The following is a 15073-nucleotide window of genomic DNA, read 5'->3' on the forward strand; positions in this document are numbered from 1 at the left end:
CGCAGGGGCGCGGCCCGACAAGCTCATCCGACCGGAAGGGCCCATGCACGGGACTCCCACAGACCTGTTCCCTACGATGGCGCGGTGACCAGTACCGCGTCCTCCACGGACACCCGGCAGGGCCAGGCCGCAGCGCAGCAGCCGTCGTGGCAGCAGCGGCTGCGCCGATTCGGCTACACGGCGCCGCCCAGAAGTGATGTGCGCGACCGGCTCGTACCGCCGTACGCCGAGCCCGGCCCCGGGATCTGGGCCGCTCTCGGGCTGCGTCAGGAGGTCGCCGACCGTTTCAACCGCTGGTCGGGGTGGGTGGGCCCGCTCCTGGTGACCCTGCTCGCCGGGCTGCTGCGGTTCTGGAACCTGGGCAGCCCGAAGGCGGTGATATTCGATGAGACGTATTACGCGAAGGACGCCTGGGCACTCTTCCACCGCGGCTACGAGGTCAACTGGGCCAAGGACGCCAACGACCTGATCCTCCGGAGCAACGGGCATGTGCGGGTCCCGAGCGACGCCGCCTATGTCGTGCACCCGCCGATCGGCAAGTACGTCATCGGGCTCGGCGAGTGGATGTTCGGGTTCAACCCCTTCGGCTGGCGCTTCATGACGGCGCTGCTCGGCACGCTGTCGGTGCTGCTGCTGTGCCGGATCGGGCGGCGGCTGTTCCGCTCGACGTTCCTCGGCTGCCTCGCGGGCACGCTGATGGCCGTGGACGGTCTGCACTTCGTGATGAGCCGCACCTCGCTGCTCGACGGTGTGCTGATGTTCTTCGTCCTGGCGGCCTTCGGCTGTCTGGTCGTCGACCGCGACAAGGCACGGGCCAGGCTGGCGGCGGCGCTGCCCATCGACGCGGACGGCGTCGCCCACCCCGACGCGCAGACCGCCGAGACCACCCGTCTGGGGTGGCGGCCCTGGCGCTGGACGGCGGGCCTGATGCTGGGCCTGGCCATCGGCACCAAGTGGAACGGGCTGTACGTCCTCGCCGCGTTCTGCGTCATGGCGGTTCTGTGGGACGCGGCCTCGCGCCGGGTCGCGGGCGCCCGGCAGCCCTACGTGGCGGCGCTCAAGCACGACACGGGCATCACGTTCCTGGCGACGGTCCCGGTCGCCCTGGCCGTGTACCTGGTCTCCTGGACCGGCTGGATCCTGTCGCCGGACAACGGCAAGGGCGGCTACTTCCGCAACTGGGCCGTGACGGACGGCAAGGGGGGCAACTGGACCTTCCTCCCGGACTGGCTGCGCAGCCTGTGGCACTACGAGCACGAGGTCTACAAGTTCCACGTCGGGCTGGTGTCGCCGCACACCTACCAGTCCAACCCGTGGAGCTGGCTCGTCCTCGGCCGCCCGGTCTCGTACTTCTACGAGTCCCCGCTGCCCGGCAAGGACGGCTGCCCCTCCGACGCCGGCGACAAGTGCGCCCGTGAGGTGCTGGCGCTCGGCACGCCCCTGCTGTGGTGGGCCGCCTGCTTCGCGATCGCCTACGTGCTGTGGCGCTGGGCCTTCCGCCGCGACTGGCGGGCGGGCGCCATCGCCTGCGGCGTCGCGGCCGGCTACCTCCCCTGGTTCATGTACCAGGAGCGCACGATCTTCTTCTTCTACGCCGTCGTCTTCGTCCCGTTCCTCTGCCTCGCCGTCGCGATGATGATCGGCGCGATCCTCGGCCCACCCGGCGCCGGAGAACGCCGCCGCGTCATCGGCGCGGCGGGAGCGGGCGTCCTGGTCCTCCTGATCGTCTGGAACTTCATCTACTTCTGGCCCCTGTACACGGGCACGGCGATCCCGATCGACCAGTGGAGATCGCGGATGTGGCTGGATACGTGGGTCTAGCTGGGCGGACGCACGACGAGGGCACGGCTTTCCGCCGTGCCCTCGTCGTCGTTGCCGGTCCGTCGCGGCTGACGCCGGCCACCCCCTGAAGGCCCGTCGAAGTCCGGAACCCGGTCCGGCTCCTGGCCGAGAACAACCCACGTGGGCTCGTACAACCATCGGCCCCCGTCGGCGATCTACGTCCGCGGCCGGATCGCTTCCGGTCCCCGACAAGCCGAAGGAGCATCGTGCCGCGACTCTTGCCCCGCCACGCCCTGCGGGCCGGCGCCACCGCCGTCGCGGTGGGCCTGATGGCCCTTGGTGCGCCAACTCCCGGCCAGGCCGCCGAGGCCGACGCGTCGCTGAAGTTCACCTCCACCCAGCTCGACGATCCGGTCACCGTGAAGCCGTACGTGGACTCCACCGCTTACGCCTACCTGAACGCGCGCAACATCGGCTCCAAGGAGCTGACCGACTTCACGGTGACCATCGACGCCACCGCGCTCAAGGGCCAGATGAGCCTGTCGGTGGACCAGTCCTGCGCCAAGAAGCAGGAACTGCTCCTCGTCTGTGACGGCAAAACCTTGAACGGGGGAAAACCGCTCAAGCCCGGCGACATCCTGCGTGCCCCCTCCCTGCACTTCAAGACGCCGGCGACCGCGCGGCCCGGTTTCACGGGCGGGGTCCGGGTCTTCGGACAGGCCGGTGACACAGCACTCGGAGAGATCACGATCCAGACCGCCGCGCCGGACATGGGCCCGCTCATCGACCGGGGCCATACCAACGCTGCCGAGACCAGACCCGGCGCGACACTGCGCCCCGCGGTCGGCTTCACGCAGTACAGTTCCCGGCCCCTGCAGGGTGTCTACGTGGCCGCCTGGTTCTCCCAGGGCCTCTCCCTCGCCGACGTGCCCAGCAACTGCGAGGTCGGTCGGCAGGGAGCACGCTGCCACATCGAGGCCGCGGTCGAACCGGGTGGCTCCTACGACCTCGACGGATTCACGCTGAAGGTCGGCGGCACAGCGTTGAACGAGACCTGGAACCTGAGTGTGTACGAGACGGCCGAGGGCTACGGTTGGCTGCACCTCACCGACGTCCACCGCGGTACCGGACGCGCGATGAGAATCCTCCCCCGGGCCGGCGGCGCCGGGATCTTCGAGTTCGGGCCCGCGTACGGCCGGGTCGACGTTGCCAACGGCTTCGACTTCGAGGCTGTTGGCGCCACCCTCGACGGCAAGGCCGGACAGGTGGTGAAGGCGGAGTTGGGCATCCGCAACAACGGGCCCGCCACCATGGAGCAGTGGGGCGAAGAACCCGGAGACGACCCCGCCGTCGTCACCGCGGTGGCGGTCCCGCCCGGCACCACGGTGGTGAAGGTCCCCGAAGGCTGCTACTCGTTCGAGGGCCGCCTCAGATCGAGCGAGCCGGGCGCCAGAAGCTACTCCTGCTTCCAGGACAGCGACGACTACTACTTCGACGCGAAGCAGTTCACGCCGTTCGTCTTCGAACTGCGCATCGACAACCCCAATAAGCTCGCCCCCGGTTCGGTCAGGGTGTCGCAGCCCGCCCATGACAGCAACAACAAGAACAACACCGCGGCGATCACGGTGACCGTCGACGGCAAGTCGGCAGGCGGCTCCGGCGGGTCCGGCTCGTCGTCGGCCGGCACCGCATCCACGGGCGGTTCGGGCTCGACAGGCGGTTCGGCGGGCGGCTCCGGCGGCGCCGCCTCGGGCAGCACCACGCAGGGCGGCTCCATGGCCAGCACGGGCGCGGGCGCACTGCCCTGGTACACGGCCGCCGCGGGAGCGGCACTGGCCGTCGGCGCCGGCATGTTCGCCCTCGTACGGCGACGCGTCCGCTGAAACGAGGAACCCCGGGTAAGCAGCGAGCCGACCTGGGGTTCCGATGCGGGCGGCACGCTGCCGACGGTGGCATGGCGGGCCCTGTTTCTCCTTCCGGCCCCAAAACAGCGATCCCGATCGACTGCGGCGGTCGCGGATGTGGCTGGATACGTGGGTCCAGCCGACGGAAACCTGGGGTGGCGCGGCAATCGGCCGCGCCACCATGGTCATCGCTGTTCATGGCGGTTGCCCGGCGGCCGTCGTCGGCCGCCTTCCGACAGTCCGGAGGCGAGTGCCCGCGTGAATGAATCCGTGACGGACCCCGAAGACCGGGAGCAGCAGGCGGATGTCACCCGTCGGCTGCTCGACTACCTGAACGCGCCCATTGCCGCGTACAGCGTCCTGCGCGGCGTCCTGCCCGCGCCGGGCGCCGTACGGATCGCCATCCGTGCCGGAGAGGGCGAGCACGTCATGGACTTGCTCTACGAGATTCCCAACGACACGGTGACCCCGTACCGCATCCCCGGCCTGCTGCGAACGGTCCTGACCGGGCTCCAGCTCTACAGCAGCAGTGATGTCGACGAGGTCATGGGGATGACGCTCATCCGCCTGCGCCCGGAGGAGATCACTGCGGATCCGGAGCCCGAACAGGGCCGGGCGCTCACCGTCGTGCGCGCCCTGTCCGGCCCCGGCGACGACGAGAACCCCTTCCTGATCGGCTTCCTGATGCACGGCGAGGGCCTGTTGCGGCTGTATGTGCGGCGTCCCGACCGGCCGGGCGTCGTCGGCGTCGACATCCGCACGAGCGAGACGCCCCGCACCGCGCTGATCGCTTCGGTGCCCTCCCTCCTCGGGGAGGAGCAGTACCACCGGTCGGCCCCGGACGACCCGCACTGTGATCTCCTCGTCGACCTGACCGGCTGGTAGAGCTGCGAAGTCCGCGTCCATGAACGCTATTCATGGACGCGGCTCGTCGCCTGGGGCTAACAATTCGGCGAAGGTCTGCACCATGAGCCCCACCCGCGCCTAGAGTGCGAGGTGAACCGGCTTTTCTGAACGCGTTCAGAAGTTCGGAGGAGGGTTCACGGGGAGGGATTCGCGCGATGCGCAAGGGGGCAAGAGCTGCCGTCATCGGCAGCGTGTTCGCGGTGATGGTGGGCGGTGCCGGGTACGGCGCCTACAACGTGGTGACCTCGATCAGCGGGGACGGCGCGGGCGGGGCCGGCGCCGGTCCCGCTCCGGTGAAGACCGGGCCGCCGAGCGGCGCCGAGGTCGAGGAGGCCAGCCGCGCGTTCTTCGCGGCCTGGGAGAAGGGCGACGCGGCCAAGGCGGCCGCGTACACGAACTACGCGTCGAACGCCGAGGTGCTGCTCGCCGGCTACCGCGACGACGCGCACCTGACCGGGGTGAGGATCACGCCGGGAGCGGTTTCCGGGGCGACCGTGCCGTTCTCCGTCAAGGCGACGGTGTCCTACGACGGGAAGAGCAAGCCCTTCGCGTACGACTCGGAACTGACCGTCGTACGCGGGGAGACCACCGGGAAGGCGCTGGTGGACTGGAAGCCGTCCGTAGTCCACCCGGACCTGAAGGACGGGGACACCCTGGTCACGGGCGAGTCGGCGAGCCCGGCGATCGAGGCCGTGGACCGGAACAACGTTGTCCTGACGAAGGAGAAGTACCCGTCCCTGGGGCCGATCCTCGACGCGCTCCGCGAGAAGTACGGCGACACGGCGGGCGGCTCGCCGGGCATCGAGCTGTCGATCCGGCACGGCGGCGAGGGCAGCGGCGACACGACCCTGGTCACTCTCGCCAAGGGGCGGGTGGGCAAGGTCCGTACGACACTCAGCGCGAGCGCGCAGGCCGCCGCCGAGAAGGCGGTCACGCATTACGCCGAGTCCTCCGTGGTGGCCGTGAAGCCGAGCACCGGCGAGGTGCTGGCCGTCGCCAACCACCGCGCGGACGGCTTCAACGCGGCCTTCCTCGGCAAACTCGCGCCCGGCTCCACGATGAAGATCATCAGCGCGGCGACGCTCATCGACAACGGCATCACGACGGCGAACGGTCCCGCGCCCTGCACGGCCACCGCGGTCTGGCAGAGCCAGACCTTCCACAACCTCACGGGCATGCAGCCGCAGGAGAACGCCACGCTCTCCGACAGCTTCGCGCGCTCGTGCAACACGGCCTTCGTGAAGTACGCGGACGCGGTGAAGGTCGACTCGCTGACCAACGAGGCCCAGCAGCGCTTCGGACTCGGGCAGAACAACTGGAAGACCGGCATCGAGTCCTTCGACGGCTCGGTGCCCGCCTCCGGCGGCCCGGACACGGCGGCCAACCTGATCGGCCAGGGCCAGGTCCAGATGAGCCCGCTGAACATGGCGTCGGTGACGGCCACGGCGATGACGGGCGTCTTCCGGCAGCCGGTCATCGTGCCGCGCGCCCTCGACGACCGTGAACTGGCCACCGCCAAGGGCCTGTCCAGCGGTACGGTCGCGCAGCTGCGCTCGATGATGAACCGCACGGCGGTCAGCGGCACCGCGGCGCGGGTGATGGCCGGGCTCGGCGGCAGGATCGGCGCCAAGACGGGCTCCGCCGAGGTGGACGGCCAGGCCAAGTCCAACAGCTGGTTCACCGGGTACCGGAACGACATCGCGGCCGCCGCGATGACCCAGGAGGGCGGTCACGGCGGAGAGGCGGCCGGCCCGATCGTCGCAGCTGTGCTACGAACAGGCGGCTGACATCGTTCCGCACAGGACGGGAGCCTAGGGTGGTGCTCCTCGTTGGGGAGCGAGGGGCGCGAGGGCATCACGGGGCATCAGGGGACGGCGGAGGACGGGAAGCTGTGGGGAAGAGAAGACGCGTCGCCGAGCGACGGAAGACGAAGCAGCCCGCCGTACTCGGCGGGGTGATCGCCGTCGCCGTCGTCGGCGGGGTGTTCGGTGCCTACAGCCTGTACGGCAGTGGCGCGGCGGCCGAGGAGGGGACCACGGCCACCACCCGCAAGGCCGTCAGGACGGGCCCGCTGTCGGCGGCCGAGATCAGCATGGCGTCCACCGCCTTCCTGACCGCCTGGCAGAGCGGCGACGTCACCCGGGCGGCCGCGGCGACCGACGACTCGGCCGCCGCCACGACGACACTGACCGGCTTCGGCAAGGACGCCCACATCAGCGGCGTGACCCTGACGCGCGGCAAGCCGTCGGGCGCCGACGTCCCGTTCACCGTCAAGGCCACCGTCACCTACAAGGGCAGGACCAAGCCGCTGGCGTACTCGTCGAAGCTGACGGTCGTACGCCGGGTCAAGGACGGCGTGGCCCTGGTCGGCTGGAAGCCCTCGGTCGTCCACCCGGACCTCCAGGACGGCGACCGGCTGGAGACCGGCGGGTCCGGGACGCCCCCGATCACCGCCCTCGACCGTCACGGCGGTGAGCTGACCGCCGCCAAGTACCCGTCTCTGGGCACGGTCCTCGACGGACTGCGCGAGAAGTACGGCAAGACGGCCGGCGGCAAGGCGGGCATCGAGCTGCGCGTGGTCCGCAAGGCCGCGGCGAAGGGGGCCCAGAAGACCCCCGACAAAACCCTGCTGACGCTCAGCGCGGGCACGCCGGGCACCGTGAAGACGACAATCAGCCCGGTCCTCCAGGCGGAGGCCGAGCGTCTGGTGGCCGCCAAGCCCAAGGCGTCGGTGGTTCTGATGCGCCCCTCGACGGGCGAGATCATCGCCGTCGCGAACACGGACCACGGCTTCAACACCGCCTTCCAGGGCTCCCTCGCGCCCGGCTCCACGATGAAGGTCATCACGGCGTCGATGCTCTTCGAAAAGGGCCTGGCCTCCCCCGACAAGCCGCACCCCTGCCCCAAGACGGCGACGTACGGCGGCTGGAAGTTCCACAACGACGACGACTTCGAGATCAAGAACGGCACGTTCAAGGCGAGCTTCGCGCGGTCCTGCAACACGGCCTTCATCACGCAGGCGAAGAAGCTGCAGAACGACGACCTGACCAAGCAGGCCCAGCAGGTCTTCGGGCTGAGCCGGAACAACTGGGCCATCGGCGTTCCGTCGTTCGACGGTTCGGTGCCGGTGCAGAGCGCCGCGCAGATGGCCGCGTCGCTGATGGGCCAGGGCGGGGTCCGCATGAACCCGCTGAACATGGCGTCCGTCGCCTCCACGGTCCAGTCCGGCAGCTTCCACCAGCCGTACCTGGTAGACCCGTCGGTCGATCACCGCACGCTGGCCACGGCGTCCCGCACCCTGCCCGCGGCCACGCTCGCCCAGTTGCGCGAGGTGATGCAGTACACGGCCTCCGCCGGCACCGCCGCCTCGGCCATGGCCGGCCTCGGCCCCGACTTCGGCGCCAAGACCGGCTCAGCCGAGGTCGACAACCAGGAAAAGCCCAACGGCTGGTTCACGGCCTGGAAGGGCGACCTGGCGGGAGCGGGCGTCGTCCAGCAGGGCGGCCACGGCGGCACCACGGCCGGCCCGATAGTGGCAGCCCTCCTGAAGGCCGGCAGCTGACTCCCGGCCACCCACCCGGCTCCCGGAAGCGGACGGGCCCCGGGAGCACAACTCCCCCTGGACGAGCGGTGGTCGGGGGCGGGCGATGCCGATGGGTGCCTCCAGTCTCCACTCCGCCGGACATCCCCGACGACCTCGCGGCGTTCATCGAGCCCTTTGAGGACGACCCGGGCCCACCGTTCGACCGGTGGCCGGGCCTGGCCCCCGCCGGCCGGGCGGTACCCGGTCGCGTGGCGATTACACCGACCGCTAGCGTGCCGTGCATGAACGTCACCGATGAGAACTCCGGCGAGGAGCAGTCCCCCGTCGTGAACGACATCCACCCCCGTTTCGCCGAGGCCCTGCGGGAGCTGGGTCTCGGCGAGGTGATCGGACGGGTCCGGCGCTTTCCCGACACGGCCCGCACCACCGCGGAGGCCGCCGCGGCGATCGGCTGCGAGCCGAGCCAGATCTGCAAGTCGCTGTTCTTCGCGGCGGACGGGGTCCCGGTGCTGGTGCTCCTGGACGGCTCGGCACACGTCGGCATGGAGCTCGTACGGCGGGAGCTGGGTGCCGAGAAGCTCACCCGGGCCGGAGCCCACCTCGTACGGGAGTCGACCGGGTACGGGCCCGGCGCCGTGCCGCCCTTCGGGCACCGGACGAGGACCCGTGTCCTGGTGGACCGTTCCCTGCTCGGCCACGACACGGTGTGGACCTCGGCGGGCACCCCGCACACCGTCTTCCCCATGGACCCGAAGAGCCTGATCGCCCACGCGGGCGGCACGGTGGTGGATGTGCGCGAGCCGATCGCGTGACACCGCTCGTCACCGCGGCCGTCCTGCTCGCCGCGGTCACCCACGCCGGCTGGAACGCGCTCGCGCACCGCATCGAGGACAAGCTCGTCGGCTTCACGCTGATCGCCGGCGGCGGCATGCTCATCGGCCTGGTCATGGTGCCGTTCGTGGCGTTCCCGGCGTCCGGGGCATGGCCGTACCTGATCGTCTCCGCCCTCGTCCACATCGCGTACTACGTGCTGCTGATGCGCTCCTTCCGGCTCGGGGACTTCGGGCAGGCGTATCCGATCGCGCGCGGCACCGCCCCGCTGATCGTCACGGTGCTGGCGGCCGTCTTCGCGCACGAGGTGCCCGACGGGTGGGCGGCCTCGGGCGTCGCGCTGTCCTGCGCGGGACTGACGGGTGTCGCGCTGTGGGGTCTGCGCGGCCGGCGCCCGAACTGGGCCGCCATCGGCGCCGCGCTCGCGACCGGCGTGTCCATCGCCGCGTACACCGTCGTCGACGGTCTGGGCGTGCGCGCGTCCGGCACCTCCCTCGGGTACATCGCCTGGCTGATGGCGGTCGAGGGCGTGGCGATCCCGGCGTACGCGCTGTACCGCTGGCGCGGTGAGACCGTCGCACTGCTCAGGCCGGTCGCCGCCGTCGGCTTCCTCGGCGCGGCACTCTCCGTCGCGGCCTACGGGCTGGTCCTGTGGGCCCAGACACGAGCCGAACTGGCACCGGTCGCGGCCCTGCGGGAGTCCTCGATCATCGTGGGAGCAGCCATCGGGGCGGTGTTCTTCAAGGAGCGCTTCGGAGCACCCCGGATCGCGGCGGCAGGACTCCTGGTCGTCGGAATCGGACTGATGCTGCACACGGGGTAGGTGGTCTCGCGCGGGGCTCAGGGACCGGGCGGCGGGTGGGCGAGGCGTCCGCGGGTGGGCGGCGGGCGGGCGCGGGTGGGCGGCCTACGCCTCGGTGGCCGTCCGCACCGCCCGGACCAGCGCCTGCGCCCGCGCGTCCGCCGTCACGCTCGTACGGAAACCGTTGGTGACGTACCCGAAGGCGATGCCCGACTCGGGGTCGGCGAAGCCGAGGGCGCCGCCGCGGCCGGGGTGGCCGAAGGAGCCCGGGGAGAGCAGCGGCGACGCTCCGCCGTGGAGCATGTAGCCGAGGCCGAACCGGGTGTTGACGACCAGGACCCGGTCGGGTCCCGCGGACTGTTCCGTCCGCGCGGCCGACACCGTCTCCGGCGTGAACAGCCGTACGCCGTCCACCTCCCCGATCAGCGCGGCGTAGAAGCGGGCGAGGCCGTCGGCCGTGGCGATGCCGTTCGACGCGGGGAGGGCGGCCGCGCGGTAGGCGGGATCGTTCTCGTCGGGCATCGGGGTGATCGCGGCGAAGGCGCGGCGGGTGAGGCTGTCCGGGTCGGCGTACGCCTCGGAGACCGCCCGCTTCGGACGGGTCTTCAGGCCGCCGGGCGTCGACAGCGCCTCGACCTGCGCGACCCGCCCCACCCGGCCGGCCACCGACTCCGGAAGCCCGACCCACAGGTCCAGGTCCAGCGGCCGGGCGATCTCGTCCGCGATCCAGCGGCCGATCGTGCGCCCGGTCACCCGCCGGACCAGCTCGCCCGTCAGCCAGCTGTACGTCTGGGCGTGGTACCCGTGCTCGGTCCCGGGGTCCCACGCCGGCGTCTGCGCGGCCACCGCGGCGGCCGCGAGGTCGAGGTCCGCGGCCTCGGCGGGGCTGAGCGGACGGTCGAGGACGGGCACTCCGGCCCGGTGCGCGAGCAGGTGCCGTACGCGCGTGTGCTCCTTGCCGTGCGCCTTGTACTCGGGCCAGTAGGCGCCGACCGGCGCGTCCAGGTCGAGGTGTCCTCGCTGGGCGAGCAGCAGGAGTACGGCGGCGGCGACGCCCTTCGTCGCGGAGCGCACGATCTGCGCGGTGCCGCGCTGCCAGGGCTCGGTGCCGTCGACGTCACGGGTGCCGCCCCACAGGTCCACGACCTTGTGCCCGTCGCGGTACACGGTGACGGCGGCGCCCCGGTCCCCCAGCGCCGCGAAGTTGCCCGCGAACGCCTCCCTGACCGGCTCGAAGCCCTCGGCCACTGTGCCGTTCACGTTCACGCCCGCGCTCCCTGTCGCCTCACCGCTGCCGAAGTTCCAGCAGTCAGTGCAACACGCGTCCACGGGCTCCGATTCCTGGTGCTCCTAGCCCAGCAGGATCGTGACCTCGATGTTGCCGCGGGTGGCGTTGGAGTACGGACAGACCTCGTGCGCCGCGTCCACGAGCTTCGTCGCCACGTCCTCGTCGACGATGGGGAGCGAGACACTCAGGGCGACCGCGAGTCCGTAGCCGCGCTGCTTGTTCGGGCCGATCCCGACCTTCGCCGCGACCGTGGAACCGGTGAGGTCGAGGCCGGCGCGGCGGCCCACCAGCACGAGCGCGTTGTGGAAGCAGGCGCTGTACCCGGCCGCGAACAGCTGCTCCGGGTTCGTCCCGTTCCCGTCGCCGCCGAGCGCCGGCGGCATCGCGACCTTCAGTTGGAGCTGCCCGTCCTGGCTGGTCACATGGCCGTTCCGGCCGCCGTGAGCGGTGGCCTCGGCGACATACATGATCTTCGTCGGACGGGTGTCGACAACGGCGCCGTCGATCACGGCAGGACCTCCCCCAGAGCGGACAACACAGGAGTGCACAAGTACATCGTGCACAAGGTACCGGTTGGTATGGGAGTCCGGAATGCCCAGGGGCGAGAAGCCCGGGTGACCGCAGGCCGGAAGCCCGGTGACCGGGGACGGGAAGAGCGGGTGACCGGAGGCCGGAAGCCCGGGTGACCAGGGGCGGGAAGCCCCTTGACCAGAGCGGGAAGCCCGGGCGAACAGGGTGGAAAGTCCGGGCGAACAGGGCTGCCCGTGGCTCGGCAAGGAGTGGCGGTCCCGCGCCGCCGCGATCTCCCGCGCGGGTCAGCGGCCCCGCGCCGCCGCGTCCTCCGCGCGCTCCGTCAGCCGCCGCAGTTCCCCGCGCAGTCGCGTGACGTCGGCCTCGCTCATACCGGTCGCCGTCAGCAGCGCCTGCGGCACCTCCTCCGCGCGCTCCCTGAGCACTTCGCCGCGCCCGGTGAGGGCGACGCGCACGGAGCGTTCGTCGTGCGCCGAGCGCTCACGGCGTACGAGCCCGGCCGACTCCAGCCGCTTGAGCAGCGGCGACATCGTGCCGTAGTCGAGGTGCAGGGCGGTGCCCAGCTCCTTGACCGTGGTCTCGCCTCGCTCCCAGAGGACCAGCAGGACGAGGTACTGCGGGTAGGTGAGGCCGAGTTCCTCCAGCAGCGGGCGGTACGCGGCGGTCACGGCACGCTGGGCGGCGTACAGCGCGAAGCACAGCTGGTCGTCGAGCAGCAGCGACCCGGCCGGCGACCCGACGTCCTCTTGTTTCGTCACGCCCCCATTGTCACGGAGCGCGGGTCGAACCCGAAGGGGAGCTCCAGACGGTGGGTGCGCATGAGCTCGTCGTCCGAGAGGAGGGCGCCGGTCCCGCCGTCGGCGACGATCACGCCGTCGCTGAGGACGAGGGAGCGGGGGCACAGTTCGAGGGCGTACGGCAGATCGTGGGTGACCATGAGGACGGTGACGTCCAACGAGCGCAGGATGTCGGCGAGTTCGCGCCGGGAGGCGGGGTCGAGGTTGGAGGAGGGCTCGTCGAGGACGAGGATCTCCGGCTCCATCGCCAGCACCGTCGCGACGGCCACCCGGCGCCGCTGCCCGAACGACAGATGGTGCGGCGGACGGTCGGCGAAGGCTTCCATGCCGACCCGCTCCAGCGCCGTACGGACGCGTTCCTCCAGTTCGGCGCCCTTCATGCCCGCGGCGGCGGGACCGAAGGCGACGTCCTCGCGCACGGTCGGCATGAACAGCTGGTCGTCCGGGTCCTGGAAGACGATGCCGACCTTGCGCCGGATCTCGGCCATGTGCCGCTTGCCGACCGGGAGTCCGGCGACCGTCACCGTTCCGGCGCCGCCGGTCAGGATGCCGTTGAGGTGCAGGACGAGGGTGGTCTTGCCGGCGCCGTTCGGGCCGAGCAGCGCGACGCGCTCGCCGCGCCCGATGCCGAAGTCCACGCCGAACAGGGCCTGGTGCCCGTCGGGGTAGGCGAACGCGAGTCCGGAGACCTCCAGCGAAGCCGGCACGGCGTCCGTCCCCCCGGTCGTCCCCCCAACCGCCCCCGCGCTCGTCCCCGCGGAGATCCCCCCGGGTGTCCCCCCGGGCATCTCCGCGGACTTCTCTCCCGGCGTCCCCACAGCCATCTCCCCGGTCGTTCCAGCAGACATCACAGCGTCCATCCCAACAGGCACACGACAAGGGCGGCGAACGGAAGGGCGAGGGCGTACGACCACTGCGCCCGGGACGCGGTCACCTCGTCGATGACGGGCATGGAACCGGCGTATCCCCGGCTCACCATGGCCAGATGTACGCGTTCCCCGCGCTCGTAGGAGCGGATGAACAGCGCGCCCGCCGACTTCGCGAGCACCCCCCAGTGCCGTACTCCGCTCGCCTCGAAGCCGCGCGACTCCCGCGCGATCCGCATGCGCCGCATCTCGTCCGTGATGACATCGCCGTAGCGGATCATGAAGGAGGCGATCTGCACGAGGAGCGGCGGGAGCTTCAGCCGTTGCAGTCCGAGGAGCAGTTCCCGCAGTTCGGTGGTGGAGGCGAGCAGGACGGAGGCGGCGACGCCGAGAGTGCCCTTGGCGAGGACGTTCCAGGCGCCCCACAGGCCGTTGACGCTCAGCGACAGCCCCAGGACGTCCACCCGCTCGCCCTCCGCCACGAACGGCATCAGCACCGCGAACGCGACGAACGGGATCTCGATCAGCAGCCGCTTCAGCAGGACGCCCGCCGGTACGCGGGCCTGGCGGGCGACCGCCGCGAGCAGTACGGCGTACAGCGCGAAGGCCCACATCGCCTCGCGGGGGGTGGAGACGACGACGACCACGAAGGCGAAGGCCGCGGCGAGCTTGGTGTGCGGCGGGAGGGCGTGGACGGGCGAGTGCCCGTGCCGGTACAACCGGTGTGCGTGGCCCGCCCCCATGTCAGACGCCTTCCGGTACGGAGGTGGGTGAGGTGTCGGACGTACGTCGTCTGCGGACCGCCCAGAAGACGCCGGTGCCCGCGACGACCGTGACGCCGACACCGATCACCCCCGCCAGACCGCCGGAGACACGGGCGTCGGAGACGTCCTTGACCCCGTATCCGGCGAGCGGCGAGTCCCCTGTGGCGTGCTTCCCGGTCCGTGTGTCGATGCCCTTGTCCTTGGCGACCTTCTCCAGGCCGTCGGGGCTCGCGGAGGCGTAGAAGCTGACGAATCCGGCGAGGACGAGGGAGGTGACCAGGCCGGTGATCCACACCTTGCGGTGCGAGGAACGGGCCGCGACGGGGGCGGCGGCCGTGGGGACGTCGACCAGCTCCCCGCCGACCCGCAGCTTGAGCCGCTGCTGGAGGCCGCGGGCGCCGTACACGAGGTCGGGCCGTACGGCGATGACGGCGCCGACGGTGAGCGCGGTGATGACGGCCTCGCCGATGCCGATGAGGACGTGGACGCCGATCATGGCCGTGGCGACCTTGGCGATCGCGACGTCGGTGGTGCCGCCCACCGCGTAGATGAGGGTGAAGGCGACGGCGGCGGCCGGAACGGACAGCAGCGCGGCGGCGAAGGACGCGACGGTGACCGAACGCCGCTTGCGGGGCAGCACCTTCACCAGACCGCGGAAGACGACGTACGAGACGACCGTGGTGACGATCGCCATGTCGGTGATGTTCACGCCGAGCGCGGTGAGGCCGCCGTCCGCGAAGAGGATGCCCTGCATGAGCAGGACGACGGAGACGCAGAGGACACCTGTACAGGGGCCGACGAGGATGGCCGCCAGGGCACCGCCGAGCAGATGTCCGCTGGTCCCGGCGGCGACCGGGAAGTTCAGCATCTGCACGGCGAAGATGAAGGCGGCGACCAGGCCGGCGAGCGGCGCGGTCCGCTCGTCGAGTTCACGGCGGGCACCCCGCAGGCTCACGGCGATGGCGCCGGCGGCGACCACGCCTGCGGCGGCGGAGACCGGGGCATTGATGAATCCGTCAGGCACATGCACCGTTCGATGATAATGCCTTGTTGCGAAC

The 15073-nt window shown here is 71.2% G+C and carries 13 protein-coding genes; 7 read left to right on the top strand and 6 right to left on the bottom strand.

The features are described from left to right. Positions 1-84 precede the first annotated feature (84 nt). From ACZ4N5_RS29685 to ACZ4N5_RS29715, 7 genes are all read left to right on the top strand, one after another. Positions 85-1821 (top strand): dolichyl-phosphate-mannose--protein mannosyltransferase, encoded by a 1737-nt coding sequence (locus ACZ4N5_RS29685; RefSeq protein WP_467760108.1) that lies wholly within the window; start codon positions 85-87, stop codon positions 1819-1821. A gap of 227 nt (positions 1822-2048) precedes the next feature. Further along, positions 2049-3665, top strand: coding sequence for a hypothetical protein (locus ACZ4N5_RS29690; protein ID WP_467760109.1), 1617 nt, complete (start codon positions 2049-2051; stop codon positions 3663-3665). Positions 3666-3956: 291 nt separating this feature from the next. Further along, positions 3957-4571, top strand: a complete 615-nt coding sequence (locus ACZ4N5_RS29695) for a hypothetical protein (protein WP_467760110.1) — start codon at positions 3957-3959, stop codon at positions 4569-4571. Between the two features lie 176 nt (positions 4572-4747). Then, positions 4748-6379: a penicillin-binding transpeptidase domain-containing protein gene (locus ACZ4N5_RS29700; RefSeq protein ID WP_467760111.1), complete on the top strand. Its 1632-nt coding sequence runs from the start codon at positions 4748-4750 to the stop codon at positions 6377-6379. 104 nt (positions 6380-6483) lie between these two features. After that, complete coding sequence (locus ACZ4N5_RS29705) at positions 6484-8154, top strand: penicillin-binding transpeptidase domain-containing protein (protein WP_467760112.1); 1671 nt, start codon at positions 6484-6486, stop codon at positions 8152-8154. A 263-nt stretch (positions 8155-8417) separates the two neighbouring features. Beyond that, a complete protein-coding gene (locus ACZ4N5_RS29710; protein WP_467760113.1) occupies positions 8418-8948 on the top strand; it encodes a YbaK/EbsC family protein in 531 nt (176 codons plus the stop codon). Next, positions 8945-9790 carry an EamA family transporter gene (locus ACZ4N5_RS29715; protein WP_467760114.1) on the top strand — a complete coding sequence of 282 codons (846 nt, stop codon included), beginning with the start codon at positions 8945-8947 and terminating at the stop codon, positions 9788-9790. Before ACZ4N5_RS29710 ends, ACZ4N5_RS29715 begins: the two co-directional genes overlap by 4 nt. A gap of 84 nt (positions 9791-9874) precedes the next feature. Here the strand turns inward: ACZ4N5_RS29715 and ACZ4N5_RS29720 are convergent, their stop codons facing one another. The 6 genes from ACZ4N5_RS29720 to ACZ4N5_RS29745 form a co-directional block, all read right to left on the bottom strand. Next, positions 9875-11035 (bottom strand): serine hydrolase domain-containing protein, encoded by a 1161-nt coding sequence (locus ACZ4N5_RS29720; protein ID WP_467760115.1) that lies wholly within the window; start codon positions 11033-11035, stop codon positions 9875-9877. Between the two features lie 84 nt (positions 11036-11119). Then, positions 11120-11524 (bottom strand): organic hydroperoxide resistance protein, encoded by a 405-nt coding sequence (locus ACZ4N5_RS29725; RefSeq protein ID WP_467760148.1) that lies wholly within the window; start codon positions 11522-11524, stop codon positions 11120-11122. 348 nt (positions 11525-11872) lie between these two features. Further along, positions 11873-12346, bottom strand: coding sequence for a MarR family winged helix-turn-helix transcriptional regulator (locus ACZ4N5_RS29730; RefSeq protein ID WP_467760116.1), 474 nt, complete (start codon positions 12344-12346; stop codon positions 11873-11875). Then, positions 12343-13092: an energy-coupling factor ABC transporter ATP-binding protein gene (locus ACZ4N5_RS29735; RefSeq protein ID WP_467760117.1), complete on the bottom strand. Its 750-nt coding sequence runs from the start codon at positions 13090-13092 to the stop codon at positions 12343-12345. Before ACZ4N5_RS29735 ends, ACZ4N5_RS29730 begins: the two co-directional genes overlap by 4 nt. A 140-nt stretch (positions 13093-13232) precedes the next feature. After that, the gene (cbiQ, locus tag ACZ4N5_RS29740; protein ID WP_467760118.1) at positions 13233-13994 is read right to left on the bottom strand and encodes a cobalt ECF transporter T component CbiQ; all 762 of its coding nucleotides are present in this window, start codon (positions 13992-13994) and stop codon (positions 13233-13235) included. Position 13995: 1 nt separating this feature from the next. Beyond that, positions 13996-15045, bottom strand: a complete 1050-nt coding sequence (locus tag ACZ4N5_RS29745; RefSeq protein ID WP_467760119.1) for an energy-coupling factor ABC transporter permease — start codon at positions 15043-15045, stop codon at positions 13996-13998. Positions 15046-15073: the final 28 nt, after the last annotated feature.

Source organism: Streptomyces sp. NPDC026500 (genome assembly GCF_055567635.1).

Excerpts from the sequence above, each read along its gene's own strand:
- ACZ4N5_RS29700 (WP_467760111.1), top strand. The coding sequence starts at position 4,748 with ATGCGCAAGGGGGCAAGAGCTGCCGTCATCGGCAGCGTGTTCGCGGTG.
- ACZ4N5_RS29710 (WP_467760113.1), top strand. The coding sequence starts at position 8,418 with ATGAACGTCACCGATGAGAACTCCGGCGAGGAGCAGTCCCCCGTCGTG.
- ACZ4N5_RS29725 (WP_467760148.1), bottom strand. The coding sequence starts at position 11,524 with ATGTATGTCGCCGAGGCCACCGCTCACGGCGGCCGGAACGGCCATGTG.
- cbiQ (WP_467760118.1), bottom strand. The coding sequence starts at position 13,994 with ATGGGGGCGGGCCACGCACACCGGTTGTACCGGCACGGGCACTCGCCC.